Source organism: Maribacter cobaltidurans (assembly GCF_002269385.1).
GTDB classification, from domain to species: domain Bacteria; phylum Bacteroidota; class Bacteroidia; order Flavobacteriales; family Flavobacteriaceae; genus Maribacter; species Maribacter cobaltidurans.
In genome coordinates this window covers 3,855,822-3,881,420 of the sequence record NZ_CP022957.1, presented here as the reverse complement: position 1 = coordinate 3,881,420, position 25,599 = coordinate 3,855,822, and the positions used below count along the sequence as shown (strand labels likewise).

Annotated in this window: 22 protein-coding genes; 6 read left to right on the top strand and 16 right to left on the bottom strand. The window is 41.0% G+C overall.

Going from position 1 to position 25,599, the window contains the following annotated elements:
- The first annotated feature begins 123 nt into the window (after positions 1-123).
- Positions 124-912: a DUF547 domain-containing protein gene (locus CJ263_RS17355; RefSeq protein ID WP_094998428.1), complete on the top strand. Its 789-nt coding sequence runs from the start codon at positions 124-126 to the stop codon at positions 910-912.
- A gap of 61 nt (positions 913-973) precedes the next feature.
- Positions 974-3,223, top strand: coding sequence for an efflux RND transporter permease subunit (locus CJ263_RS17350; protein WP_094998427.1), 2,250 nt, complete (start codon positions 974-976; stop codon positions 3,221-3,223).
- A gap of 352 nt (positions 3,224-3,575) precedes the next feature.
- On the opposite strand, the gene CJ263_RS17345 is transcribed toward CJ263_RS17350, so the two are convergent.
- The 3 genes from CJ263_RS17345 to CJ263_RS17335 all read right to left on the bottom strand — a co-directional run bounded on the left by CJ263_RS17345 (position 3,576) and on the right by CJ263_RS17335 (position 6,471).
- Positions 3,576-4,853, bottom strand: a complete 1,278-nt coding sequence (locus CJ263_RS17345; RefSeq protein WP_094998426.1) for a tetratricopeptide repeat protein — start codon at positions 4,851-4,853, stop codon at positions 3,576-3,578.
- 87 nt (positions 4,854-4,940) lie between these two features.
- A complete protein-coding gene (locus CJ263_RS17340; protein WP_094999290.1) occupies positions 4,941-5,735 on the bottom strand; it encodes a DUF4331 family protein in 795 nt (264 codons plus the stop codon).
- 25 nt (positions 5,736-5,760) lie between these two features.
- On the bottom strand, positions 5,761-6,471 hold the full coding sequence (locus CJ263_RS17335; RefSeq protein WP_094998425.1) for a DUF4331 family protein: 711 nt from the start codon (positions 6,469-6,471) through the stop codon (positions 5,761-5,763).
- Positions 6,472-6,724: 253 nt separating this feature from the next.
- Here CJ263_RS17335 and CJ263_RS17330 point away from each other — a divergent pair, with 253 nt between their 5' ends.
- A complete protein-coding gene (locus CJ263_RS17330; RefSeq protein WP_094998424.1) occupies positions 6,725-7,918 on the top strand; it encodes an LETM1-related biofilm-associated protein in 1,194 nt (397 codons plus the stop codon).
- Positions 7,919-7,976: 58 nt separating this feature from the next.
- Here the strand turns inward: CJ263_RS17330 and CJ263_RS17325 are convergent, their stop codons facing one another.
- The 13 genes from CJ263_RS17325 to CJ263_RS17265 all read right to left on the bottom strand — a co-directional run bounded on the left by CJ263_RS17325 (position 7,977) and on the right by CJ263_RS17265 (position 21,565).
- Positions 7,977-8,732 carry a LytR/AlgR family response regulator transcription factor gene (locus CJ263_RS17325; protein ID WP_094998423.1) on the bottom strand — a complete coding sequence of 252 codons (756 nt, stop codon included), beginning with the start codon at positions 8,730-8,732 and terminating at the stop codon, positions 7,977-7,979.
- 77 nt (positions 8,733-8,809) lie between these two features.
- Entirely contained in the window at positions 8,810-9,160 is a 351-nt protein-coding gene (locus CJ263_RS17320; protein WP_094998422.1) for a 2TM domain-containing protein, read from the bottom strand.
- Positions 9,160-9,525 carry a 2TM domain-containing protein gene (locus CJ263_RS17315; protein WP_094998421.1) on the bottom strand — a complete coding sequence of 122 codons (366 nt, stop codon included), beginning with the start codon at positions 9,523-9,525 and terminating at the stop codon, positions 9,160-9,162. Before CJ263_RS17315 ends, CJ263_RS17320 begins: the two co-directional genes overlap by 1 nt.
- A complete protein-coding gene (locus CJ263_RS17310; protein ID WP_308423242.1) occupies positions 9,515-9,850 on the bottom strand; it encodes a 2TM domain-containing protein in 336 nt (111 codons plus the stop codon). Before CJ263_RS17310 ends, CJ263_RS17315 begins: the two co-directional genes overlap by 11 nt.
- On the bottom strand, positions 9,850-10,152 hold the full coding sequence (locus tag CJ263_RS17305) for a 2TM domain-containing protein (protein ID WP_094998419.1): 303 nt from the start codon (positions 10,150-10,152) through the stop codon (positions 9,850-9,852). The genes CJ263_RS17310 and CJ263_RS17305 overlap by 1 nt, the downstream gene beginning before the upstream one ends.
- A 49-nt stretch (positions 10,153-10,201) precedes the next feature.
- Positions 10,202-10,480, bottom strand: coding sequence for a 2TM domain-containing protein (locus CJ263_RS17300; protein ID WP_094998418.1), 279 nt, complete (start codon positions 10,478-10,480; stop codon positions 10,202-10,204).
- A 221-nt stretch (positions 10,481-10,701) separates the two neighbouring features.
- Entirely contained in the window at positions 10,702-12,024 is a 1,323-nt protein-coding gene (locus tag CJ263_RS17295) for a 2TM domain-containing protein (RefSeq protein WP_094998417.1), read from the bottom strand.
- A 3-nt stretch (positions 12,025-12,027) separates the two neighbouring features.
- Positions 12,028-12,651 (bottom strand): tetratricopeptide repeat protein, encoded by a 624-nt coding sequence (locus CJ263_RS17290; protein WP_094998416.1) that lies wholly within the window; start codon positions 12,649-12,651, stop codon positions 12,028-12,030.
- Between the two features lie 14 nt (positions 12,652-12,665).
- Entirely contained in the window at positions 12,666-13,085 is a 420-nt protein-coding gene (locus CJ263_RS17285; protein ID WP_158657191.1) for a DUF2141 domain-containing protein, read from the bottom strand.
- Positions 13,086-13,295: 210 nt separating this feature from the next.
- Positions 13,296-15,845, bottom strand: coding sequence for a C-type lectin domain-containing protein (locus tag CJ263_RS17280; protein WP_094998414.1), 2,550 nt, complete (start codon positions 15,843-15,845; stop codon positions 13,296-13,298).
- Positions 15,846-16,040: 195 nt separating this feature from the next.
- On the bottom strand, positions 16,041-17,168 hold the full coding sequence (locus CJ263_RS17275) for a Gfo/Idh/MocA family oxidoreductase (RefSeq protein ID WP_094998413.1): 1,128 nt from the start codon (positions 17,166-17,168) through the stop codon (positions 16,041-16,043).
- An 11-nt stretch (positions 17,169-17,179) separates the two neighbouring features.
- A complete protein-coding gene (locus CJ263_RS17270) occupies positions 17,180-18,037 on the bottom strand; it encodes a sugar phosphate isomerase/epimerase family protein (RefSeq protein ID WP_094999289.1) in 858 nt (285 codons plus the stop codon).
- A gap of 24 nt (positions 18,038-18,061) precedes the next feature.
- Entirely contained in the window at positions 18,062-21,565 is a 3,504-nt protein-coding gene (locus CJ263_RS17265; protein WP_094998412.1) for a PVC-type heme-binding CxxCH protein, read from the bottom strand.
- Between the two features lie 173 nt (positions 21,566-21,738).
- Between CJ263_RS17265 and CJ263_RS17260 the strand changes: the two genes are divergently transcribed.
- The 3 genes from CJ263_RS17260 (at position 21,739) to CJ263_RS17250 (ending at position 25,585) form a co-directional block, all read left to right on the top strand.
- Positions 21,739-22,608 (top strand): AraC family transcriptional regulator, encoded by an 870-nt coding sequence (locus CJ263_RS17260; RefSeq protein WP_094998411.1) that lies wholly within the window; start codon positions 21,739-21,741, stop codon positions 22,606-22,608.
- Between the two features lie 30 nt (positions 22,609-22,638).
- The gene (locus CJ263_RS17255; RefSeq protein ID WP_094998410.1) at positions 22,639-24,204 is read left to right on the top strand and encodes an NAD(P)/FAD-dependent oxidoreductase; all 1,566 of its coding nucleotides are present in this window, start codon (positions 22,639-22,641) and stop codon (positions 24,202-24,204) included.
- A gap of 88 nt (positions 24,205-24,292) precedes the next feature.
- Positions 24,293-25,585 (top strand): DEAD/DEAH box helicase, encoded by a 1,293-nt coding sequence (locus CJ263_RS17250; protein WP_094998409.1) that lies wholly within the window; start codon positions 24,293-24,295, stop codon positions 25,583-25,585.
- The last annotated feature ends 14 nt before the right edge of the window (positions 25,586-25,599 follow it).

Below are 25,599 nucleotides of genomic sequence, written 5' to 3'. Positions count from 1 at the left end.
GATTGCGAAAGGTTTTAAATAAGCACTACAATTCTAGAAATAATATCTGAAAGTTTAAAGATTATTTACGACCTAATATAAAACCTTACCCTATACAACTACGTATATGTTAAAAAGATAAGTATGATTCGATTAAAATATTTATATAGTTTATTGATAATCCTATTTTTAGGATTTAATGAGGGTAACGTACAGGCCCAATCCCCAAAAGAGAAAATTGATTTCAACGAACTTTCAGAGCAGTTTCTCCATAGAATAAAAAACAATGAAAGTACCCAAGAAATTCAGGACATTTTATCAAGCACCACTATTGATGTACTGGAAAAAACGTTGGATACGAACGACAAAAAATTGGCCTTTTGGGTAAACATCTACAATGCCTATATCCAAGTAATCCTTCAAAAAAATCCGGATTTGTACCAAGATCGAAGCGAATTCTTTAAAAAAGATCAAATTCCCATTGCTGGGGAAACGATATCCTTTGAAAAAATTGAGCACGGTATCATTAGAAAATCCCAATGGGAGTATGGATTGGGATTTGTTGGAAAAATTTTTCCGGGCGAATTTGAAAAAAGACTACGAGTTGATGAACCGGATTATCGTATTCATTTTGCCCTCAATTGTGGTGCGTTGGACTGTCCGCCGGTGGCCATTTACGAATGGGAGCGATTGGACCAGCAATTTAAGAAGGGAACCGCTCAGTACCTTAAACGAACCACGGACTACAATGCAGCTGAGAAAAAGGTAATGGTTACGGCTCTTTTTAGTTGGTTTAGAGGAGATTTTGGCGGGGTTGACGGAGTAAAGGATATCCTGAAGGACCAAAATCTTATCCCTACCACAAAAGGCATCGATATTGATTATAAAAATTATGATTGGACCTTGAAATTGGATAATTTTGTGAACCTCTAATTTTAGACAAAATAAGAACAAACTGGTTGTCATTGTTCTTCCCATGCAGTAGATTCACTTTATGAACCACTTATCCCTGATAAAAAAATTTTGTATCATTTTATTTGTGGGACTAGGGATTTTTGCAGCCACCTTACTCCCAAATCTTAAATTTTCATTTGACTTCAGTCAGTTTTTTCCCGAGAAGGATCAGGACCTTGAATTCTACAAAGGATTTGTTGAGGAATTTGGTACCGATGATAATTTCCTTTTGATCGCCATAGAGCAGGACCCAACTGTTTTTGAACCTGGGTTTTTGAAAAGATTCAGAGCGTTTTCAGAAGCCAGCAAGGATTTTGATTACGTTACGGAAAGTGCTTCGTTAACGTCGTTATCCTACCCACTTAAAACCTCCTTTGGCTATACTACCCTACCCATCATCCATATAGAAGATAGTTTGGCCTATGCTAAGGATTGGGAAAAAATAAAGGAGGACGGACTTTTCATAAACTCCTTGGTCGATGAAAAGGGTACCTCCATGGTAGTTGCACTAAGAACCTTGGATGACCTAAACTATGAACAGAGTGAACTTCTGTTGTCTCAAATAAGGACTTCCTTAAAAACATATGAATTAGAAGAATACCATATTTTGGGCAGGGCCTTTTTTTTGGAAGCCATTGTTGAGATGCAAAAAAGTGAGGTACTCAAAACCAGCGTCATAGCAGCTATTTTAGTGTTGATCATTCTCCTACTGGTCTACAGAAGTTTACCCTTGGTATTGATTTCCATGGCCTCTATAAGTCTCTCCTTGGTGATTTTTATGGGTATATTGGCACTTTGGGGCAAGGAGCTCAATGCCATGGCGGCTTTCTATCCCGTCCTGATGCTTATTGTGGGTACTTCTGATGTTATCCATATTACGGATAGTTTTATACGCAAAATTCAGTCCGGAGCGGAAAGGTATACGGCCATAAAATCATCGTTGAGCGAAGTAGGGCTCACCACCTTGCTCACTTCGGTAACTACCGCGATAGGATTTATCACCCTTTTATCCTCCCGACTCCTGAGTATTCAGGATTTTGGTATCAATGCGGCCATTGGGGTCATTGTGGCCTATATCACCGTAATTTTCTTTACGGGTTCTCTATTGATTAGTCTCCCGGAGAAAGCATTATTGGGCAGAAAAAGTGTTTCCAAAAAATGGGTGAATTATTTATTGGTCATTAATCACTTTACCAAAATTCATCCCAGGGCCATATTGTTGGGCACCTTGATTTTTTCAGGTTTGTGTTTCTGGGGCATCAGTTTGGTAAGCACGAATTATGAGTTTAAAAGAACATTGCCCAATAAGAGTGAAATCGCTTCGGATTTTGAATTTTTTCAACAAAACTATTCCGGGTTTAGGCCTTTGGAAATAGCGGTAATGGCCCAAAACGATTTCTCAGTGCTGGATTACGGGGTGGCTGTGGAAATTGAAAAATTGATGGATTATCTCCAAACGATACCTTCGATAGGAAACCTGCAATCCTCAAATTTACCATTTAAAATTCTCCACAAGGCGAACAATGTAAATAAGTCTGATTTTCTGACTATGCCCAAGAGCGCATCGGTTTTTGAGAAGTACAAAAAGGATGTCCGTAGATTGGGAAGAAAGGAGCTGGAACGTTTCGTTAACAGTGATGGTAGTATGGCACGTATAAACGGAAGGTTGCAGGATATAGGTACGGACAACTTGAAGTTGGTATACCAAAACATAGAAAATTTTGCACAAACAAAGTTGGATACCAACATGATAAAAGTAAGGGTCACCGGAAAAAGTATGTTGCTGGATAAAAATTCCGAGTATATACGGGGAAGTCTATTAAAGGGACTATTCTATGGGCTTCTTCTTATTGGGCTATTAATGGTATTTGTCTTTAGAAACTTTAAGATGTTCGTTATTTCGATCATCCCCAATATACTTCCCATTCTTTTTGCGGGGGGCGTTCTAAGCTTTTTGAACATACCCTTGGAAGCCTCCTTATCGGTAGTATTCGCCATAGTTTTTGGCATAGCGGTGGACGATACCATACATTTTTTAGGTAAATACAAGTTAGGGATAAGCCAGGGGCTTACTCAAGAGGAAGCATTGGAAAAAACTTTCGCCCATACGGGTAGAGCCCTTGTTATTACCACAATCATCCTGTTTTTTGGATTTATGGTCATGCTGTTTTCCATTCATCAGCCCAGCATCACCATAGGTTTGATTATCAGTGTAACTTTAGTGACGGCCTTGGTATTGGATCTACTCCTATTACCAGTACTAATACGAAAATTGATTAAGGAAGCGTAGTTTTATTTCCTATCCAACATTTTTTTGAGTGAGCGATGGGCCACAATTGTTTTTCCGAGCATAATGGCCATGAGTGCAATCCACAAAGCAAAGAGTAGGTATTCCATAACACGTGAATTTTAAAAGTTTGGTTCGGTTAAATTCGTATACTATTTCAAAGTTTTGGGGCTTATAAAATAGAACATGAATGTATTTCACCGATAAATATATGTATTTCATCCTACCAATTGTTAAAATTCGTTAACTTTTCGATGAAATGCATCCAAAAAAATCGCCATGACATTAAGCCATGGCGATTTCAACAAAACAATCCAACCTAAAACAAACCAGAAATGAAAACTGTGTTTACCAATTATAAGTCCTGAATTTGTTTTTCCATAAGGGGACCTAATTCATAAGCCGCTCCAATAAGTTCATTTTTTAATTCCTTAACCTTCTTAACATCATTATGGGCCTTATATACCTCCGCAACCTGGTACAACAAAGCGGGCTCATAGGTTTTGTCCACCACATAAATATCCATCAATTCCTTGGCCCTGTCCTTATCACCTGCTTTTAAGTAAGTATATGCTAACCAACTATAGGATTCCGGGGTAGGTCTATTCTGAACTTCCTGTTTTGCCAATTCCAAAGCCTTTTCATATTGTTTGGTCTCATCAATGTACAGGCCTAGATTGTAAACATTATACATACCTCCATAGGACGGGTTGTCCACTCTTTGGAAATATTCGTCTAGATTTTTTAGCCGGATAAGGTTGTTTCCCATATAATCCGCTATTTCTGCCTTCAGCAAATAATAATCAGGGGCATTATAGGTCATGGTGACCGAATCAAGGATTCTTAGGGCTTCCTCCGGATTTTTATCATTTGAAAAAACGATCCATGCTATACCTTTTTTGGCATAGGCATTATTGGAATCGATTTCCAATGCCTTTAAATAATGTTCGTACGAATCCTTCAATCTTCCTGCATGCCCGTAATAGTCGGCCAAATTGGTCAAACTCCATAACATCAAGGATTTATTCTTGGACTCCAAGGCAATGGATTTAGCCTTTTCCATAAAGGTGATGGTCGCATCCAAGTCGCCTTTATAATCGTTCCATTTGGCCAGTCTGATCAGGTAGCCAAAATCCTTCATGTTTTTAGTACTGTCCAGATATTTTTCCGCTAACCCGTAATTTCCCAATTCCATGTGCACATCAAAAAGCAGGAACTGACTTTCCTTTGGATCAGCACCCAACTTTCTAGCTTCCTTGGCCATGACCAATGCCTCCTTAAACCTATGCTGGGAAATATAGTTTCTAGCCAAGGACCTTCTATAACCGGCCCTACCTATAGATGCGATTTCAACGGCCCTTGTGAGACTTTGCTCCGCCTTTTTTAAATAGGAAATATCCCCGGTTTCCTTAAAATATCTATTGTACTCTCCGCCTACAATACCAAAACTGGTAAGCTGCATACTATCCGGCCTTATTTTGGCATTCCATAATTCATAATATTTGGATGTGGTCTTAGTAGGTTCAGTCTTTAAATACGGATTGTAGTCCGCTTCGCTTGCTACAGTTTCATGTGCCTTTTCACTACAGGAAAACGTAAGTAACAGGGCTAAAAAATAGATGTAAAATTTCATTGTCGGTTTCTTTTGGATTGTTGTTTTTAGGCATTTAAAATAAGGGGGAGATTTAAAGCTCCCCCTTGCTCCTCTTTTTCATAGTCTTTATTCAGGAGCTCCCAAATAAGGGAATGTTGTTGAAATATCGGCAGTAAGCCCAACACCATCTGATGTTAATCTTGGTAAATCTTGCATTCCGTCCATATCCGTATCCTGACCGCTGAAACGTGCTCCATCACCACCTCCAAATAATAATATTAGGGAAATATCTATGACATCGTCTTGTGGGGTTCTTCCAGTGAGTCCTATAGCACCTTCATAATTAGGGGCACCCATACCAGGGTTAAAATAGGTTGTTGGTAAATCCGGAGCTACCTCTAGAACATCATTGGCCAATACGGTAGTAAGTACCGTTGCTGATACCGGATTGTTGGTAAACCCATCATCTTCCGGTCCGTTCAAAATATCGCCCAGAATATTTGGTTCAAAATTTACGGCCGCAGGATCTGCGCCCAATATGTTGGCATACACATCGTGATAAGCTTCCAAACGTGCTTCAAAACCTGCTTGGAACATTGCTCCCATCTCGGAAGGGATAGCCATGTTATGGGCATTTTTGGTCTCGTCGTCAGCACTTAGTACCGTATTGATTCCCGGTCTACCCATAAAATCTATTTGGGTGTATGTTCCAGAGAAATCAGGCATCATGGGCTCCATTCCATCTTCGCAAGGGGTACAGGACCCACCGCAATCCACACCGGTTTCATCACCGTTCATCATGCCATCGTTACAGGTGGCCATTGCCATAGGTGGTGTATAGTCGTCATCATTATTACAAGAAGCCAGCATGGCCAGTGAGCCTACGGCTAAGAACAAAATTTTTATATTATTTAGTTTCATCTTTTTATTTTTTACAGTTTGATTATTATTGTTTGGCATTGGTGGTGACCCAGGTCTTATACACATTTAATCCCAAAACATTTGTCGCAGTTGTCTCTCCCAACATACTATTTGGAATTTCTACGACGATAGACATAGTGTTGGCATCATCAAAAGTATCCACAGCTGTAGTATCATCGTCGTCAGTTGAATTGGGATCACCCGCAGGTTTAAATCCATCTGGTGCCATTCCCCCAATTACCGCATTGAATTGAAAAAAGTCAAAGAAGAAGGCATCCTGCCTTGGTCCAGCAAATAGGGAAACCCCATCATCGGTGGTTTCCACAATGGCGGTATCCGAAGAAATATCTACGGAACCTAAGGGACTATCTACCATCACTTGACCACTTATTCCTGTAGTGGTTGGAGCAACCGGCCCAAAGAAGTACATTTTTCCATCTCTTGGAATGGCCTGGATTACCAAATCCTCTACCAAATCTCCATCCGTATCGATATTGATTTCGGTCAATACATTCTCATCAAATGTGCCGTATGCCAAATCTGGCAATACATTGGATTGAATGTCTACAGCAAACACAGTGTTGTCTGAACCCTCAGTAGGCTCAAAAGCATAAAAGTCGGCAATATCGGCAGTGGTTCCCATGGAATCCGGTGCATCGATGTGATCTGCGGCAACCAATACTATGGCTGTCAGGGCCAATGCCCCAAGCCCAATAACTAATTTCGTTTTTTTCATTATTATTAATTTTTAGATTAGAATCACCCTTACCTACGCAGTGGACCTACGAGGGTTTTATATTAAATGTTAAAATATTGTTAATTATATTGAAGGGGGTGTCCCGCCTCCTGGTCTTAACCGTAGTAAAATTTTAAGGCGATACAATATTTTATTATCCCACAATCCAATCCAAAAAGAAATACTTATAACAATTTTGTAAACTAAAGGCAAGAAGCATTTAGCTAACTTTGCGACTTCAAAAAAACAGGAAATGAATCCGTCAGCCAGCGGTTGGATAGATAAGTTTGGGTCCCTTGTAAAGAACCATGTTTCCGCGTACACTACTTTTGGTGATTTATATGAAACCCTAAAGAAAGTTGGCTTTGTTTATGGTATAAATACAGGTTACCCAAATTTCATATTGCCAGAACACGAGTTCTCCGAAGATGAAAAGGCGAAAGTAAATTTGGTAACAGCGCTATACTTTACTTTTAGGATTGAAACGGGCCAAACCGATTTTAACCTGTTCCTTGAAAAAATATTCTTGTTCTATGAAACCTTGGAGGTCAATAAAGTCTCCTTCTTGGGAAAACTTTTTTCGGGTAACAAAACTTCCACAAAGCTTGAAAAAATTCTGGAATCACGCGTTTATCTAGAGGATAATATCATAAGCAAGACCTTCAATAGTTTTATTACCAATTCGCTGTTGTACATTGATGTACTCTTGTTCAGAAAATATTTGTTGAAGGCAAAAGGAATAAAAAAGCACGCTCAAAAGCTTGAATATCTTTCCATTAACATTACCTATCATGCGTTAAACTCAAAGGAAAAGAATAGAAAGGATGAGAAGTTGGCCCAGTTATTAGCCTCTTCATTGACTTTTATAAGCAGTGATACGCAAAAATTCGATGATTCGTACAGGGAGCATTTACTGGCCAATGACGATGAATGGGAAAACAAATATTTATTGGATCTAGCCTGCCTCACCGTATGGGAAGACCATACTTTACAGCCCGTTGAGTCTGAATTTATCCATGAAATAGGTAAGGACCTGAAATTGGATGAAAAAACAGTTCAAGATTCCCTGTCATACGTCACCTATTTTATAACCGCTCACAAGGAAACTATACCGTTTCTACAGGAACATAATATGGCCGTGCAATTTTATGATAGCATGTCCAAACTGGTGAACAGGCTTATCCTTCGAAACCGGAAACGTTTACATAAGGAACTCTCGGAAAGTGCAGAATTAGTATCCCTTTTATCAAAAAGCACTATTAAAGACCTTACAAAGGAGGAAAAGAAAAAAGTGCAATCGCAACTTCTGGACATTTTTAAAAGTATACCTTCCCTGGCCATTTTCTTGCTTCCAGGTGGGGCCATTTTACTTCCGATATTTATCAAATTGATACCTAAACTATTGCCCTCTGCCTTTGATGAAAATCGGGTGGAAAATGAAGGGTAGTTGTTGGTTGTTGTTAAAAAACCAATTCCTTTTAACTATTAACTATAAACCATACCACCTACTCCAACCACAACTTAAAATCCTTGACCCGTTCCCTACTCACAATGATTTCCTGTTCCGAAAATGAATTTAGCTTAATCTGCAAACGGGAATTGGTATAGGAAATGATGTCTTTAATATAGTTGATGTTCACATAAAACTTTCTGCTGACCCTAAAAAAGGTTTCAGGTTGTAGCTCCCCTTCCAAATTTTCCAAGGTTATATCCAGCAAATAATTTCTACCATCGGATGTGGCCGCATACGTGCCCTTGTTCTCACTATAAAAACATTCCACATCATCTGCGTTTATTATTTTCAAATGCTGACCCACTTTGGCCGTAAATCTTTTTTTGTATTCTCTTTCCAAAGGATTTACCAATAGCTTTTTTATATCCTCAAAATCCAAGGTCAATTTTTTGGTCTCGGGTTTTAAGGTGCGGTATTTTTTAACGGCACTTTCCAATTCCTCATCATCAATAGGTTTCAACAGATAATCTATGCTGTTTAGTTTAAAAGCCTGAAGGGCATATTCGTCATAAGCGGTGGTAAAAATAATAGCACTCTTAACATCTACCACATCAAATATTTCAAAGGAAAGCCCATCCGAAAGCTGAATATCCAAGAAAATAAGGTCCGGATGCTGGTTTTCCTGGAACCATATAATGGATTCCTCCACGGAGTGAAGCATGGTAGATACTTCCACATCCAATTCAGATAAAAGTCTTCCAAGTCTTCTGGCGGCAGGTTTTTCGTCTTCTATAATAATTACGTTCATGCTTTTTTCAATGCTTGTGGTATGTTAAAAATACAATTTATTATATGCCTTGATATATTTTTTTAGGTTGTCCATTTTTACCTTTTATGGCTACCAAATTTTTCCGCATCCCGCTTCTCCTGTTCCAGATATTTTTGAATCTGACGCTCCTCCCAATTTTTAGAAAAAAGTGTGGTTCGGTTAAAAACTTTCAGACCATGGAAGAATAAGCCTATTCCCCAGAAAAACCATGTACTAAAGGTACTAAAGTGCCATACCGGCCCCATAAAGGATTCCCCATAGGAGGCATTTCCGATCAATTTCAATATTAAAAGAGTGATGTTTACCACTAAATAAATGGTAAGATGAATATAAAAGCCCTTCAATTGCTTTAGTCTTTCCTGAGCCCTTTTTAGCTTTTTTCTTTCGTTAATGTCCCTTGTTTCCATCAATCCTTATTTTCTTCCTTTAGAAATTTATCCAATTGTCTTTGTTCCCAATCCCTTATGAACTTAGGCTTGAGTTCGTCCCAAGATTTTGATTTGAACTTAAAAACATAAAGTGCATGTCCTAAAAGCCCTATTCCCCAAAAAACAGGAGTTCCTAGAAGGTTTATACCTATCCAGTCGCTAAATTGAGGATCTTGCATCCAGTCATAATCATCCTTAAACCAATTAAATAAATTTAATTTCACAACTAGTAACAATACATTTACTATAATGTAGACTCTTAGATGACGATAGAACTTTTTCATATCGTTGACCCGTTTGCGAGCTTTTATTAATTTTTCCGATTGGTGTAGTCTATCTTCCATTTCTGCCAAATTTTTCAGCTTCCTGCCTATCCTTTTCCATAAATTTCTGAATTTGTCGCTTTTCCCATTCCTTTGAAAAAATAGGATTATAGGAAAACACCTTCATCCCATGGAAAAATAAACCGATTCCCCAAAATATCCACACTGCAAAGGTTCCAAAATCCAGTACATCCAAAAAATTGGCTCCGTTACTCATTCTACCAATAATAGAAGAAATGCTTATAAAGCTGTTAACTCCTATATAGGCTGCCAAGTGCCAATAAAAGCCCTTTAATTCCTTAAGCCTTTCCTTGGCCCTTTGCAATTTTTCGTTATTTTTTTCCATCACTTCCATTTTGTTTGTTCCTCTTCTTCTTTCATCAGCTCTTTTAGCTTTCTGTTTTCCCAGTCCTTACCAAGTATTGGGTTGAAACCGTATGCCTTGACCGCTTGAAAGATTAAACCAATTCCCCATCCGAATGCCGCCCATAAAAACCATGGGTAATTCCACTCATCGATCCAATAATTCAATCCCGCCAAAAAGGCTATAAAGATGGCGTAGGATAATAAACTGGTATAGAACTTCTTTATATTTTCTACTCGCTCCTTCGCCCTATAATATTTGGACTCTTGATTATTATTTATCATAACGTGTTGGTTTATTGATTCTTTGGATTATTTAAAGATACCTTATTCCTTAAAATTCATCTCTTTTCATAAATTCTTCCAGTTTTCTCCTTTCCCAGTCCCTACCAAAAAATGGATTGTACCCATAGGCATTGGACCAATGACCAAGCAAACCTATGCCCCAGCCTATTGCGGGAAAAAGGACCCATGGAAAACTGGTCGTGTTATAGTTTATCCAAGCTAAAAAAGGGATAATGATGCAATATGCCAGCAAATTATTGTAAAAACCTTTTATAGCTTCAACTCTTTCCTTTGCTCTCCTGTACTTAAATTCATTTGTAGTTTCCATGTTATTGATTTTTTTAATGAGTATGAACTCCTGATTTATTTTTGATTACACTTCAAATTTCCCCAAAGTATGGGGGTTTTAAAAAAAGGAAGTACCCAACTGTATTTTTTTTAGGATGGATTGTAAAAAAGGGGATTATATGGCGAAATACATTTTGAAGTTTAACCAAATAAGGGATAAAAACAAGGAAACCAAAAGCTGATTTTACAGTAAAATAAGGGCTAAAAATCGTCCCTTTCCATTAATTCACGCAATTTCCTTTCCTCCCAACGTTTACCCCAAATAGGATGGTATCCAAAGGCCTCCATGCCATGGGTGAGTAACCCAAAGCCCCAGCCCACTACCGGAAAGATAATCCAAGGAAAACTAGTTGTCTTATAATTTAAAAAAGCCAGACAGGGTATTACGATACAATACGCTATAAGATTTCCGTAAAAGCCCTTTATATTCTCTACACGCTCCTTGGCCTTTTGATACCGCTTGTCCTCTATAAAATCTTCTTGGGTCTCAACTACAGATATTTTTTGGGTTAACATGGGAAGCTGCACGGTAAAATCAGTGGCCGTTTTTTGGATTTTCATTTTTCGCGTACTCAGAAGTTCATAGCGCTGCTGAATATTTTGCAAGCCTACCCCACTACTTTTTTTAACCACCTGTTTTTCCTGTAGGTTATTGGTAACCTTTAAATGCCCGTTTTCCTCATAAATCCTGATATGCAATGGTTTTGCCGAGTTGACAATATTATGTTTTACGGCATTTTCCAGCAATAATTGTAGTGAGAGTGGAACTATTTTGGCCTCCGGATCGGAAGCCTTTTCAGGAATATCCAAGATTATGCTATCCTCGAACCTCATCTTTAGGAGCTTTACATAGGTCTTGGCGAACTGTAATTCTTCATCCACGGAAACGAGATCCTTGTTTTTCTGTTCCAAAACATACCGATACACCTTGGAGAGCGAGGTTGTAAATTTTTGCGCTTGATCCGGGTCTTCCTCAATTAAGCTCGTCAATACATTAAGACTATTGAACAAAAAGTGGGGGTCTAATTGGTTCTTTAGCGCATCAAACTTGGCGGATGCCGTACCTGCTATAATTTTCTGTTCCTTGACCTTATTTTCCTGCAGTGCCTTATAAAAATGAAAGGCATGCAGAAACAAGGATATCAAAACAGTAATGATAATGGCAAAAACATAGGAAAAAGACTCTTCATTCTCCAAAAAACTACTAAAGGAATTTCCATAGAGGACCATGGATAAAAACATCCGTACCAGTCCAAAGGCAATAATGGAGAGTATGACCGAACCTAATGCTCCCACCCAAAGCCGAGCTTTAGGTTGTGTGGCCCAATCATATCTTATGGATACACCATCATAGTAATAGGCATTTACCAAGGTCAGTACAAAGCTGAACAAGAAACAGATACCTAGGTACTCCAAAAAGACAGGCCAGGTTAATGGTTCATTTAGAAAAAACAAAAGGTTAAGCAGGGTTACCCCTGCTGTGATATAAATGGATATTCTTAAGAGTTTTAGAAATTTTTCCATTTCCTAACCTTTACACTGTTCCAACATGGCCTTGGCTCTATCTTCTCCCCAATCTGGGTAAAAGGGACCTTTCGGTTTAAAGTTAGCAAAAAGTTCCAAGGAGTGCTCCACATCCTTACAGAACGGAGCGGTATCCTGGCCAAAGTAGGAGGCGGCACCCATGTCCCATTCCGCTTTTGAAAATACTACACGTGGATTTTCTGGTGCAATTTTAAGTGCCTCGTTATAAAGTGCAACTACTTTTCCTGAGTGCGTCATCCCATAGGTGGCTCCATCGTAAGCAATCCACGCGGTATAAGTCATGGCCTGTTGGACCATAAGCTCGGGATTGTTGGGCGATATCCGCTTGGCGATGTCCAGAAATTCCTGGGCTTTTTCCAATTGTTGTTTCAATCTTTCTTCGTCCTTTTCGCCAAAAGAGTTGATGGTATTTATTTGGGCAACATAATAAAAGGGTAACCAATTGTCCTGCTCTGCATTCGATATTCTTTCGAACAGGTTTGAAGCTTCATTTGATTTGCCTTCCCCCCAAAGGGCAAAGGCCTTTTCCATTCCTTTGGTAAACTGATCCTGGGACCAGACATGGGTGGTGAGCACTACCAAGAGCAGTGTGATGATTTTTTTCATTTTGAACAGCTTTTTTAATGAATTTGTATTGAGTGTTTCAATGTTCCGCCCAACAAATGAAATTTTGCGTCCCGCCATTTGGGAGGGCCAAATTTGGAAGGTGCGTTGTTGGAAGCTCCAAATCGTTCAGTAGGAAGACCAAAAAGCCTGTTAAGCTTTCCATCATTGTCCTTGTCGTGAAACACGGAAATGGCATAAACTCCTTCTGGAACATCCCTAAAAATAACCGTGGCAACGCCATTGGCAATTTTCCCAAAAGCTCCCTTGTAAGGTTTTAGCAACCATCCTTCCTCGGAATTATAAAGTCCGATCAACATTTGACCTTCGTCATTTTCCATACCGGTTATTTCCAGTTCAATGGTTCCCATAGCGGCTGTCTGTGCCATTCCTAGGGAAAACCAAAAAATACCGACCATGGTAAAAAGACATTTCATTGGGTTAAACATTTGTTTGCTGTTCAAATTTCCTTGAATAGACCTGCAATTTATAAAAAGAATGACCCAACTGTAGATTTTCTACGATGGATTGTATGTTTTTATTTAGATGGTACCATAAAACTACAGGTATAAAATTTTTGTTTGATCGGAATTATATCCAATTGACCTGAGAACTTGTTTAAATTGAGACTTTATGAGTTTTTCCGACTAGTTTTTATTGACTCGATGGGTAATACGCCTATTGGTAACTATGGTGCGCACACCAATGGTCAAAATAGCGGCCTGGGAGACTAATGGCGGACATGATGCGGTGGAATTGGATACCAATACACGGTAACGATAGCTATTCTTCTGTAGGTCTACAGAAGTTCCTAAAAGTTGCAAATTAGGTGTTTGAACACCCGCATAGCCGTTGCCATTGACTAGGTCAGTAAAGGATGTTCCACCATCCGTACTTACTTGCCATTGGTATTGGTCCGCATTGTTCGCAATAACCATAAAGTCAATAGTAGTTCCCGCCACAGTAGATATATTGGAGGGTTGTGTAGTTATTTCCACGTTATAGACATTGATAGTTTGAAAAACACTACTAGAGTTCCCGGCACTATCCGTAATACTATAAGTCCTAGTTATGATTTCCGGGTTAGTGCCTCCATCGGTACTATCTCCTATGTGGGCCACCGTCAAGGGACCGATACAATTGTCGGCTTCATCCGTAACCACGTTTATGTCGGGAGCAGGTACGTCGGCACTACAAAAAACGGTAACGGAAGCGGGATTGCTGGCTGTGGGCGCCGTGGTATCCTGCACGGTTATGGTCTTCGTAAAAGGAACACTTGTATTACCACTGCTATCCGTTGCCACATAAGTTATGACCCTTGTAAAGTCACTGGCCGAACTGAAATTGATAATCGCATCATTTACAATAGAAATGTTCGCTACGGTGCAATCATCCGTGGCCACGGGAGGTGTAAAAGGAAGTGCCCCACAAAAAACCGAAGTACCATTCGAAGAGGGATTATAGCCAAAATTGACTCCAGACCATTCAATATTTCCTCCTGGAATACTTCCGTATGGTGCAATGGGGCCCGTACCGGAAAGGATAAGGTCATACGTACCGTCATTATTGTCCACCTCAGTATAAACGAAAGCACTTTGGTTACTTAACTGACTTGCATTCAATTGATAATCGGCATTAGTGATGCGTACCTCCCAAGCATCAATTTGGGAACCTGTATTGTTTTGAAGACCGAAACCCCATGAATATTGAGCTTCGTTAAAAAAAGTTACATTGAGGGCTCCACAGGCCGCTAGGGAAGGTACATCGGCAGCACATTGGTAATTTTCATCCAAAGCTCCTGTGGCAGTTAACCACGTAGGGGCAGTGTTATCCATGGTCAAAGTGGTGGTGGCGCTGATATTCAGCACAGGATCTCCTGGCATGCCTCCGTATTCCACCACATAGCCTTGTGGGCTGTATGCGCCGCTCCCTCCAGCATTGGGCAAATCGTTCCAAGATCCTAAGGGAGCTCCCCCCCTAACCACGGAGGGGTCTGTAATATGTGCATAATCTTCATTCCCGGACTGATTGGGTTCCCCTCCGTTCCAATTGGCAAAATTAGTGGGCGGCAGGGTAGTTCCACCGGCCGTCCCACTCCAAAACGGTGTTCCCGCCTCTGGTCCGGTAACCCATAACCATTGGCCTTCGGAAGCGGCATCAGAGGCACCTATCCATCCAACGCCCTGCGCTTGGGAACCGGAAAAATCGGCTTCTTCTTGGTTGGTCAGAGTGGCCAGATAGCCCTGGAGCCCGAAATACGTACGATTGCTGGCCGCTACTTCGGCATCTGTCCAGGTAATACCTGCATCAGCCACATATTCATAATAATGTCCTGTTGCAGGCAAAAAATTGGCCTCGCCCACGGTAATGGAAAATTGTCGCATACCTGTAGGATTTGCTGCACTGGTGGAATAGTGGACATCCAAAATGGCATTTTCAAAAGCCGTATAGGACGCCGGTCCCCGTAGCGTTAGTTTTCCTTCAACAGGATCCCAACTTGCGGTGATGCCCGGATGGCTACCGGTAAGGGTTAGTAAGTCTTCCCCGATAACGTATCCATTGGAAATTTGAATATAAACTGCTGTGGTAGAGGTATCGTCTGGATCGGTGATATTTATACTTTGGGCAATGGGTGTGGAACTCCCGTTACAATACACCTGATCCCCTGCTCCAACAACTACTGGAGGATCATTTGGAAAAATGACCGAAAACAATACATTGTCTATATACATCGTTTCAGAATTGCTCCAACCGCCACTACCAGAAATAAAACGGATACCTGCATTGTAAACCATTTGGTTGGCGTTCAAACTATAGCTAAAAGAACCCGAACCATTAAGATTGCCTATTGTAGTATATGAGGTACCATCAAAGAGTTGAACCGAGACGACTTCATTTCCATTGGTCCGCTGAAAATCAAAGGTAAGTGTCGCACTTAAGGCATTTGCCAGGTTTAGGTTTCGAGTAATATAGCTATTGTCCAGATTTTGAAATCGCAGGCGTTGACCATCAATCAGTATTCGTCCAGAACCCGGGTTATCAGATTCTCCTGTTTCGGTCCAATTCCCATCAAAGGTCATAGAACCGTCATTATTGCCGTAGGAAAAGTTGGTAAACGTATCTGAATACGTTTCTTGTCCATGTATAACATGGAATCCTAACACTAAAGTGAAAAGTAAGCCTAGAATGTATTTCAAACCTATTCGAACTAGAGATAAGCCCTAAAATTAAACAACTAGGGTACCTTCCCCTATTTTATGTTGTCAGGTAGGTACTTTTCGTGGCAAACAGACCCTTTAGAGGGGTGAGGTCCAACTTAATAACGTACTTTTCACATAGCCGTAAATCGCTCTACACGAATCAAGTATGCAGAATGAACTATACTTTCGCTCTTAAGAAAATGTAAACTCCGGCAATTTTATGATAGCCCCACCCTGCTGGGCGGATTCATGTGCTAAAATCCCCACACAGGTTATATTGGCCGATTGCTTTGCATTGGGATATGGAGCTCTCTCCTGCACCAAGGCTTCCACAAATTCATGCACCAAGTGCGGATGTGATCCCCCATGCCCAGCACCTTGGGTAAAGGACAAATGTTCATTTTCCTCGGAATCATAAACCCCTTGGGTCGTAAAATGTTGAATTTCCTTGGGCAACAATTTAGCGTAATCCGGACTTTCAACCTCTTCTGGAATCTCTGGTTCTGGTTTTTTAGCGGTGTGGACTACCAAGGGTTTTCCCTCTATCAAGGGCCATTCCACAGATTTCTTGGAACCATAGACTTCAAAACTTTCCCGATATTGTCTGGCGACATCAAACAACGAACGGTAGACTTGTGCACTCAAATCGGAATCCTTGAATTTAATATGGGTCGTTTCCACGGCATACGGCGAATTATATTCTTTGATCAATTCTTCCCTTATTGTACCCGAACCAAAACAGGAAACATATTCCGCTTCACCTTGGGTCAACGCCAAAACCGGTCCCACACAATGTGTTGCGTAATGCATAGGTGGCAGTCCGGGCCAGTAATTGGGCCATCCGTCCATATCCTGTTGGTGGCTTGCCTTTAAAAATTGAACCTTGCCCAACTCACCATTTTCATAAAGCTCTTTCATATATAAGAATTCCCTGGCATAGACCACCGTTTCCATCATCATGTAGGTGAGTCCGGTTTCCTGGGTCAGTCGAACAATTTCGGCACATTCCTCAACCGTGGTGGCCATAGGTACCGTACAAGCCACATGCTTACCGGCATTTAAGGCCTTAATGGATTGTTCCCCATGGTTTGGGATCGGTGTATTGATATGCACGGCATCAATCTCTGGGTCTTTAAGCAGTTCCTCATAAGAGGTATATCTCTTGTCGATACCGAAGGCGTCCGCCAATTCGTTCAACTTGGCCTCGTTTCGTTGGCAGAGGGCCACTAAATTCGCATTGGGATGCTTTTGATATATGGGAATAAATTCTGCACCAAAACCTAAACCGATAATGGCTACGTTCACTTTCTTTGTACTCATATTTTTCAATTTTACTTAAACGTATTCTTTAAAAATTTTAATCCTTCGAATGCAAATGCATCCTGTGTGTCCGCCAGTTTTTTCCAAATATTGACGGCCGCGGCCAATTCGGGGATTTCTGGGGTAAAACTTTCAATTACTATGGCCCCGGAATAATTCACGTCCTGTAGTCCTTTTGCGAATTCGGCCCAAGGTGTCAAACCCGTACCGGGAATCCCCCGGTGGTTTTCCGAAACCTGAACATGGATCAATCTATCACCGGCCAAATTAATGGCTTTACGAATATCCTGTTCTTCTATGGTCATGTGGAATCCGTCCAGAATAATTTTCATGTTATCCTTGTCGATTTCATCCAATAATCTGACTACATCCGAAGTCGTATTGATCAAATCGGATTCAAACCTATTCAAGGGTTCCAATGCAATATCCAAACCGTATACCGTAGCAATGTCAGACAGAACCCTTAAGTTCTTAACGGACCTCTTCCATTCCTTCTTCTTAACATTCTCAGGTGCCAAACGAGCCTTTCCCACAGCGGCATAGAGCGGTCCGGCGACAAAACTTACACCAAGTGCGGAAGCTAGGGAAAAACATTTTTCCGCATGTTCAAAACAATTTTTGTGTAAGGTCTCATCTTCTGAGGTCAAATCCTTATCATCGCCAAAAACAATGCAAATCGTTGGTTGTAGTCCATGGACATCCAATGCTTCCTTTAAAACTTTAACATCAATTAAAGCCGGGTCTTCGACGGGAATTTCCACAACATCAAAACCCATGGCCTTGATTTTTGGAAAAAGCGCTATAGTTTCCGTTGTAAAGGGCGATTGCCAAAGCCACGTACTTACACCAAAATTTATCTTGTTCTTCATGCTTCCCATTCTAAATCTTGGATACTATTTTACGACCATTACCCCTTGCATAATTCTCCAGTGACCAGGGAACGTACATATAAAGGGGTATTCACCTGGCGTTGTTGGCGCCGTAAATTTCAATGAATAGCTGTCGTTCGGATTTAATAACGGAGTTGCAAATAATACATCATCAGTTTGTGGAATATAAAAGAGTTCCGCCGCATCTGGGTCCGCTGCCATTTTATCCGCCGCTGCACCTACCGCTTCCTTTTTACCAGGTTTGGTTATAATGAGGTTATGTTGCATAAAATCAGGGTTTTCCAATATCAATTCCACCTGTTCTCCAGCTTTCACTTCAAACTTGGTAACATCGTATTTCATCTCGTTCGTTATTGTTTTTATAACAATCTTTTTCGCATAGGAAAAATCTTCATCCGTCATATCCGAAGAGACACCACCTTCACTTCCATAATTCTTCATAAGCAATACGGCAAAATCTGCTTCTGTATATGTTTTTGCTACCTTGTTGGAATAGTTCTTTTCCACTTTATACTTCCATGGTCCGGCCAACGAGTACCTTTCTTCGCCAACCCTGATGTTCATTGACCAACTTCTACCATAAATTCCGCCTTCACCACCAGTATCGTCCACGCGTACGGCAATAACATTTTTCCCTGCTCTTAATACGCCTTTCGGGATATCATATTTTCGCATGGATTTATAACTGGCCGCCATACTTCCAACTTCGGTTCCATTGATATATGTTACATCGGAATCATCAACGGGTCCCAAGGAAATTATACCTACTTTATCCGAGGCCGATGATGGTAAGGAGATTTCCTTTCTAAACCAAATAATCCCGTCTATATCCAATCCTGCATCCTCTATGTATTGCGGTAAATCCATAGTCTCCCATTCCGAATCATTGTAATCCATTGCTCCTATATCACTGGTAGTTTCTACAGGCATTTCATACGTTGGGTTATCCTGTGTAAAGGCGTTTAAAAACCCATCACTATGTTGAGCAGATGCAGCATATATTCCTTTGAACATCCACTCATCGTTTAAAACAGCTTCGTTTCTGCCTAAATCATAGAGCAAAGAACCTACCTTTTGTGAGGATGGCCTTTCCGAAAAATAAAGCAGCGCCTCTAGCTGTACATTCGGTTCGCGATCGTTCAGGGTATTCGCCTTAAACAAGGCATCGTCAGAATCATCATTTCGAGGCAATAACTGGATGGCCGCTTTACGAACGCCGGCAGCCTTATGATATAGCGCTCCTTTCACCACACCTAGTGCATTACTGTCAGATTCCAAAGCACCTAGACCATCAATCGTCCAAAGTGCATGTAACGCGACATTATTCAAGCCTTCGCTGTCAACCTCTTTTGTATTCGCCAATTTATACAGGTCATTTAAAACATCGGTTTCTCCTCGTTCCACCAAAAGACGTTGAGCGGTCAATCTCCAAAATTGATTATCGTTGCTTAAAGCATCTACCAATTTATCCGGATCATCATTAGACAGTGTTATGGGTTCGTAGGAATAGTCATATTTTGGAACTATCCTGTAAATCCTGCCATGAGCCTTATCACGTAATGGATTCACATAGGCATTTCCATCCCCATTTTCTGCATCATAACCGCCCCTATCCTTATTTGGGGTGGGATTGTGCTGTACAATAAAATTATACCAGTCCGCGACCCAGACCACACCATCCGGACCCACTTTGGCTTCCACTGGGGAAGACCATTCATCGGCGGACGCGAAAAGATTACCGGCATCTTCCTCTACATATCCTGCGCCATCCTTTACGATTCTTGCCTGGTGCACCAGTCCTCCCGTAGGCTCGCATACAAATGCTATCTTGTTCCAATACTTTTCTGGGTAAGCCCTAGCGGTATAGAAATGATGTCCGGCAGCGGCCGTAAAGCCACCAAAAACATCGACCTGTCGGTAATTGGGCGTAATAGGTTGCATGTCATAGTGACCATCTATTTTAGCACTACCATCCGTTCCTATTCCTTTTACATGGGTAAAATTGGCATTGGGTATGCCTACAAAAACGCTGTGCGTATTGTTTGCCGTAGATGCGAAGATTGAATTATCCTCGGTCAAACCTAATCCCCACGTATTATTTGAGGTGTTCGTCAATACTTCAAAGGTGCTTTTTTTAGGATTGAACCTATACACGTTTTGGTTAAATTTAAAATCGGTTCCAAAAATCTGACCTTCAAATCCGGAGTAGCCCACTACCCCATATAATTGATTGTCAATTCCATATTGTAAATTGGAAGGACCTGCATGCGTGTCAAAAGTACCCCAGCCTTCTATTAGGGTCTCCCGAACGTCTGCCTTGTCGTCCCCGTTCGTATCCTTTAAAAAGATGAATTCCGGTGCTTGGGATACTACGATACCGCCATCGTAAAAAGCAAAACTGGTAGGGATGTTCAGTTTATCGGCGAAGACAGTGACCTTATCTGCCTTACCATCACCATCGGTATCCTCTAAAATCTTTACTTTATCATCACCTATACTATCATCGTTTCGTACTGTATTTGGGTAATCCACCGTTTCAATCACCCAAAGTCGGCCTTTTTCATCCCAGTTCATGGCAATAGGATTTATGATATCCGGTTCCGAAGCAAACAATTCAACTTCAAAGCCTGCGGGCACCTGAATGAATTTCTGGGACTCTTCGGGAGATAATGGCAATTGGTATTTAGGAGCGGGGTCCCTTTTCTCGTAATTTGGAATATTTTCCCTATCCTCATATTTCAAAGTAGGAATATCACTGGCGAAAGCCATCCAATTTTCTTTTGCCTTTTCCGGAACGGCCCAAAGAATTCCCTCCTTGACCAAATTTTGGAAACCAGGGTTGTTCCAAGTGCGCTCGTCATGACCGTAAGCGGTGTAGAACACTTTTCCTTCCCCATAATTCTTAACCCAGGTCCATGGTTCCCTATGGTCGCCCTCCACACGTTCCATTAAAACGTGAATATCATCCGCAATTTTATCGTGTACGTAGGTTTCGTCCCAGGTTTCAAAAGGTTTTAAGTCCTTTGTGATTGGATGTTCCTTATCTACAATTTCAGCCGTGAAGGTACCCGTCTCGTGACTCATGAACTGCGCCCCGACCAAGTCTATATATTCCGGTGAATTTTTAAAACAAAAACTGGCCGAATGAATAGGAATAAATGCATGGCCTTCACGAACATAATCCAATAAGGCTTTTTCTTGTGCGGCTGTAATCTCTTCGTGATTGGCGTAGATTATCAGTCCATCGTAAAGTGATAATTCCTCTGGATTTAAGTCGTTCACATCTTCCGTATACGTAATATTGATGCCATCCTTGGTTAAGGCCGAAGCCAGTATGGGGAAATACGCACCAGAATTGTGATGTTCAATGGAATGCCCCAGAAATAACATTTCTATTCTTCGGGGAGAATCGTCCTTAAATGCCTTTTCCTTCTTTTCCGATTTGCAGCTTGTTATCAGTATAAAAACACCAAACAATACTGCACATATCTTATAAAACGTCTTCATAAAATGCCAGATATTAAATTAAGTACCAATTTTAATCATAATTTGACAAATTAAATTCCTTTCATTTATCTCATACTGACTGTATTTTGTCATGTTTAAAAACAAAATAGTATTTTTACTGGCAAATAAGTGTTTTGTTTTCGTAAAACCAAATCTCTTATCCAAAACGAAGTATGAAATTAGCGCTAGAAAAATCACCAATTCCCGAATCCCATGCCTTGGTCGCCAAAGCGTTGAAACAACCGCTGTTCGACCCTAATTGGCATTTTCACCAAGAATACCAGTTGTTTCTGGTTCTAAAGGGAAGGGGCACGCAGTTTATTGGGGATAGTATTCGACCCTACAAGGAAGGGGAAATTACCTTTACAGGGCCCAACTTGCCCCATTTATGGAAAAGTGACTTTGACAGTCAATTACCTAGCCATAAAGCCTATTCTGAAGGAATAGTTGTGTATTTCAACGGAAATTTTTTAGGAGAACACCTTTTACAGAAAGAAGAGGGACTTAAGTTGAACCAACTTTTTCAGAAAAGCCTTAGGGGGTTACTTATCAATGGAGACACATCCCAGGAAATTAAAACATTAATGCAGAATTTGCTTCAATTGGAAGGATTGGAACGCGTTTTGGAGCTTTTAAAAATATTAAACCTCTTGAGCGAGACCAAAGAAATGGAAGTATTGGCAAGCCCTGGGTACATAAACTCGCTTAAGCAAGGAGATACGGAACGCATGAATAAGGTATATGACTATGTCATGAAACACTTCCAAAGAAAAATAACTTTAGAGGAATTGGCGGAATTGACCAATATGACCCCTACTTCTTTTAGCCGGTATTTCAAGGTGCACGCCAACAAAACATTTTCCGAATTCGTCAGCGAAATTCGGATAGGCCATGCCTGTAAGCTTTTACTAGACCATAATATGAATGCTTCACAGGCCTGTTACGAAAGCGGTTTCCAAACCTTGTCCAACTTTAACAAACAGTTTAAAGCGAATACCCGTAGAACGCCATCGGCCTATAAAAAGGAGTTCGGTCCACGCTAACTATCATTTTATTTCGAGTAATTTTACCTCATGGTCAGAAATATGCAATTACGGGTTAGCTTAAAGGAGGTTGAGGAAGCTGAAGAAGAAAAAGGCCTACTGCAGCAGAAAATAGCCCATCGTTTAGGGTTGTCCATTACTGAAATCAACTTTAAAATACTTCGAAAATCCATCGATGCCCGTAAACCCACCATTTACTTTAATTATAAATTGGCGGTTTACACGAAGGGCGAAACCTTGGATAAAACCGAATATACATTTGACTATCGAGATGTTTCCAAAGCCAAACCTATTCATATCATAGGATTTGGTCCCGCAGGAATGTGGGCGGCACTTCGCTGTCTGGAACTTGGGTACAAGCCCATTGTTTTTGAACGTGGCAAAAATGTACAGGACCGCAGACGTGACCTCAAGGCTATCAATCAAGACCATATCGTAGGCGAAGATTCGAATTACTGCTTTGGTGAAGGGGGTGCGGGCACCTACTCGGATGGTAAGCTCTATACCCGTAGCTTAAAACGGGGCGACGTGAGACGTATTTTTGAAAGTCTTGTCCATCACGGTGCCAAAGAAGATATCCTCATTGATGCCCATCCGCATATCGGTACGAACAAATTGCCCAAAATTGTACAAAACATGCGGGAAACTATCCTGAAATATGGTGGTGAAGTACACTTTAATACTAGGGTGACCGACTTCATTATTAAGAATAATCGAATAGTTTCCGTTATTCTGCAAAATCAGAATGAAGTTCCGGTAGAACGGGTCATACTGGCTACCGGACATTCCGCTCGAGACATTTTTGAACTGCTCCACAAAAAGAAAGTTGCCTTGGAGGCGAAGAGCTTTGCCATGGGGGTTCGGGTGGAACATCCCCAAGAAATCATCGACAGTATTCAATACCACTGTTCCGGTCAAAGAAATGAGTTGCTTCCCGCTGCCTCCTACAGTTTAGTAGAACAGGTTAAAGGCCGAGGCGTGTATTCGTTCTGTATGTGTCCCGGTGGCTTTATAGTACCGGCTGCAACCGCCCCAGGTGAAGTCGTGGTGAACGGCATGTCGCCCTCTAAACGTAACAATCAATTTGCCAATTCCGGTATTGTTGTTGAAATTAATGTGGACGAGGACATTCCCAAGTACGAACACTACGGTGCATTAAAAGGACTTGAATATCAAAAAGATTTGGAACGTTTGGCCTTTACTTCAGGAGGAAGGTCGCAAACAGCTCCGGCACAGCGATTAACGGATTTTGTCGAAGGTCGATTTTCTTCGGATTTAAACATAACTTCGTACCAACCTGGTTTGAAATCCGCCCCATTACACTCCCTTTTGCCCAAACTTATCGGTAGCCGCCTACGTGCTGGATTCAAGGCCTTCGGTGAAAAAATGCATGGCTATTATACCGCTGAGGCAAACATCGTGGGTGTGGAATCCAGAACTTCCTCCGCCGTGACCATTCCAAGAAATGAGAACTTAGAACACATTGAAATAAGTGGATTGTTTCCATGTGGAGAAGGCGGGGGTTACGCCGGTGGTATTGTTTCGGCCGCTATGGACGGAGAACGTTGTGCCGAAGCTGCCGTTGCAGGACTTTAGGTGCAGGTTACGATAATTTGTGCTATTGCAGGTAACACCCGAAACATGCTAAAACAAATAACCATACCTTTGCCGCTTATAAAAAATTATGACATTTAAAGAACTCGGCTTAGCCGAACCCATTCTAAAGGCCGTAGAAGCTGAAGGATATACCCACCCTACCCCAATACAACAACAGGCCATTCCTGTATTATTACAAAAGAAGGATTTATTAGGTGTAGCCCAGACCGGTACCGGAAAGACCGCTGCTTTTGGAATTCCGATCCTTCACCATTTATATGAAAGCATTAGCCTTAATCAGAAATCAAGAAAAGTAAAAGCCTTGATCGTAACACCCACACGGGAATTGGCCATACAAATTGGTGAAAGCATGACCGCCTATGGAAAATATACCGGATTAAGAAATACGGTGATTTTTGGAGGGGTTAAACAAGGCAAACAAGTGAATGCCCTGAAAAGTGGCGTAGATATCCTAATTGCTACCCCTGGTAGGCTTTTGGATCTTATGAACCAAGGTTATATTTCTTTTAGGGACCTTGAGTTTGTGGTTTTGGACGAAGCAGACCAGATGTTGGATATGGGCTTTATTCATGATGTGAAGAAAATCATAGCGAAACTACCTGCTAAAAGGCAATCGCTTTTCTTTTCCGCAACCATGCCACAAGCCATCGTTCAACTGTCCAAATCCATGTTAGGTGATTTTGAACGTGTGACCATCAAACCGGAGCAGGCCACGGCGGAAAAGGTTGAACAAGGTATTTACTTTGTAAGTAAGCAAAATAAACCTAAGCTTTTGGTGCATTTGTTAAACGAAAGACCAAAAGACTCGGTATTGGTATTTTCCCGCACAAAACATGGTGCCAATAAAATCGTAAAAAAATTATCGCAGGCCGGTATCAAATCTGCTGCCATCCACGGAAATAAGTCGCAAACCGCCAGACAAAAGGCTTTGGGTGATTTTAAAGATGGTAAGCTAAGGGTTTTGATCGCTACCGATATCGCAGCCCGGGGCATTGATGTGGACGAACTTTCCTTGGTGGTAAATTACGATCTTCCCAACGTATCGGAAACCTATGTGCATAGAATTGGTAGGACAGGAAGGGCAAATGCCAGCGGTATCGCATTGTCGTTCTGCGATAAGGACGAAAGACCCTACCTCCGAGACATTGAAAAGCTGATAAAGCAATCTGTTCCTCGAATGCCGGAGCATCAGTTTGTGGACGATACTCCTGAAGAGAAAAATGATCGACCTGCAAGACCATCTAAAGGCTCAGGAAGTTCAGGTACTAAAAACAGAACTGGCGGCAAGAATTTCCGAGGAAAAAATAACAGGAATACAAGTAAACCTAAAAAGCGAAATGATTCTAGAAGCAGAAACTAGATGGATTTAAAAAG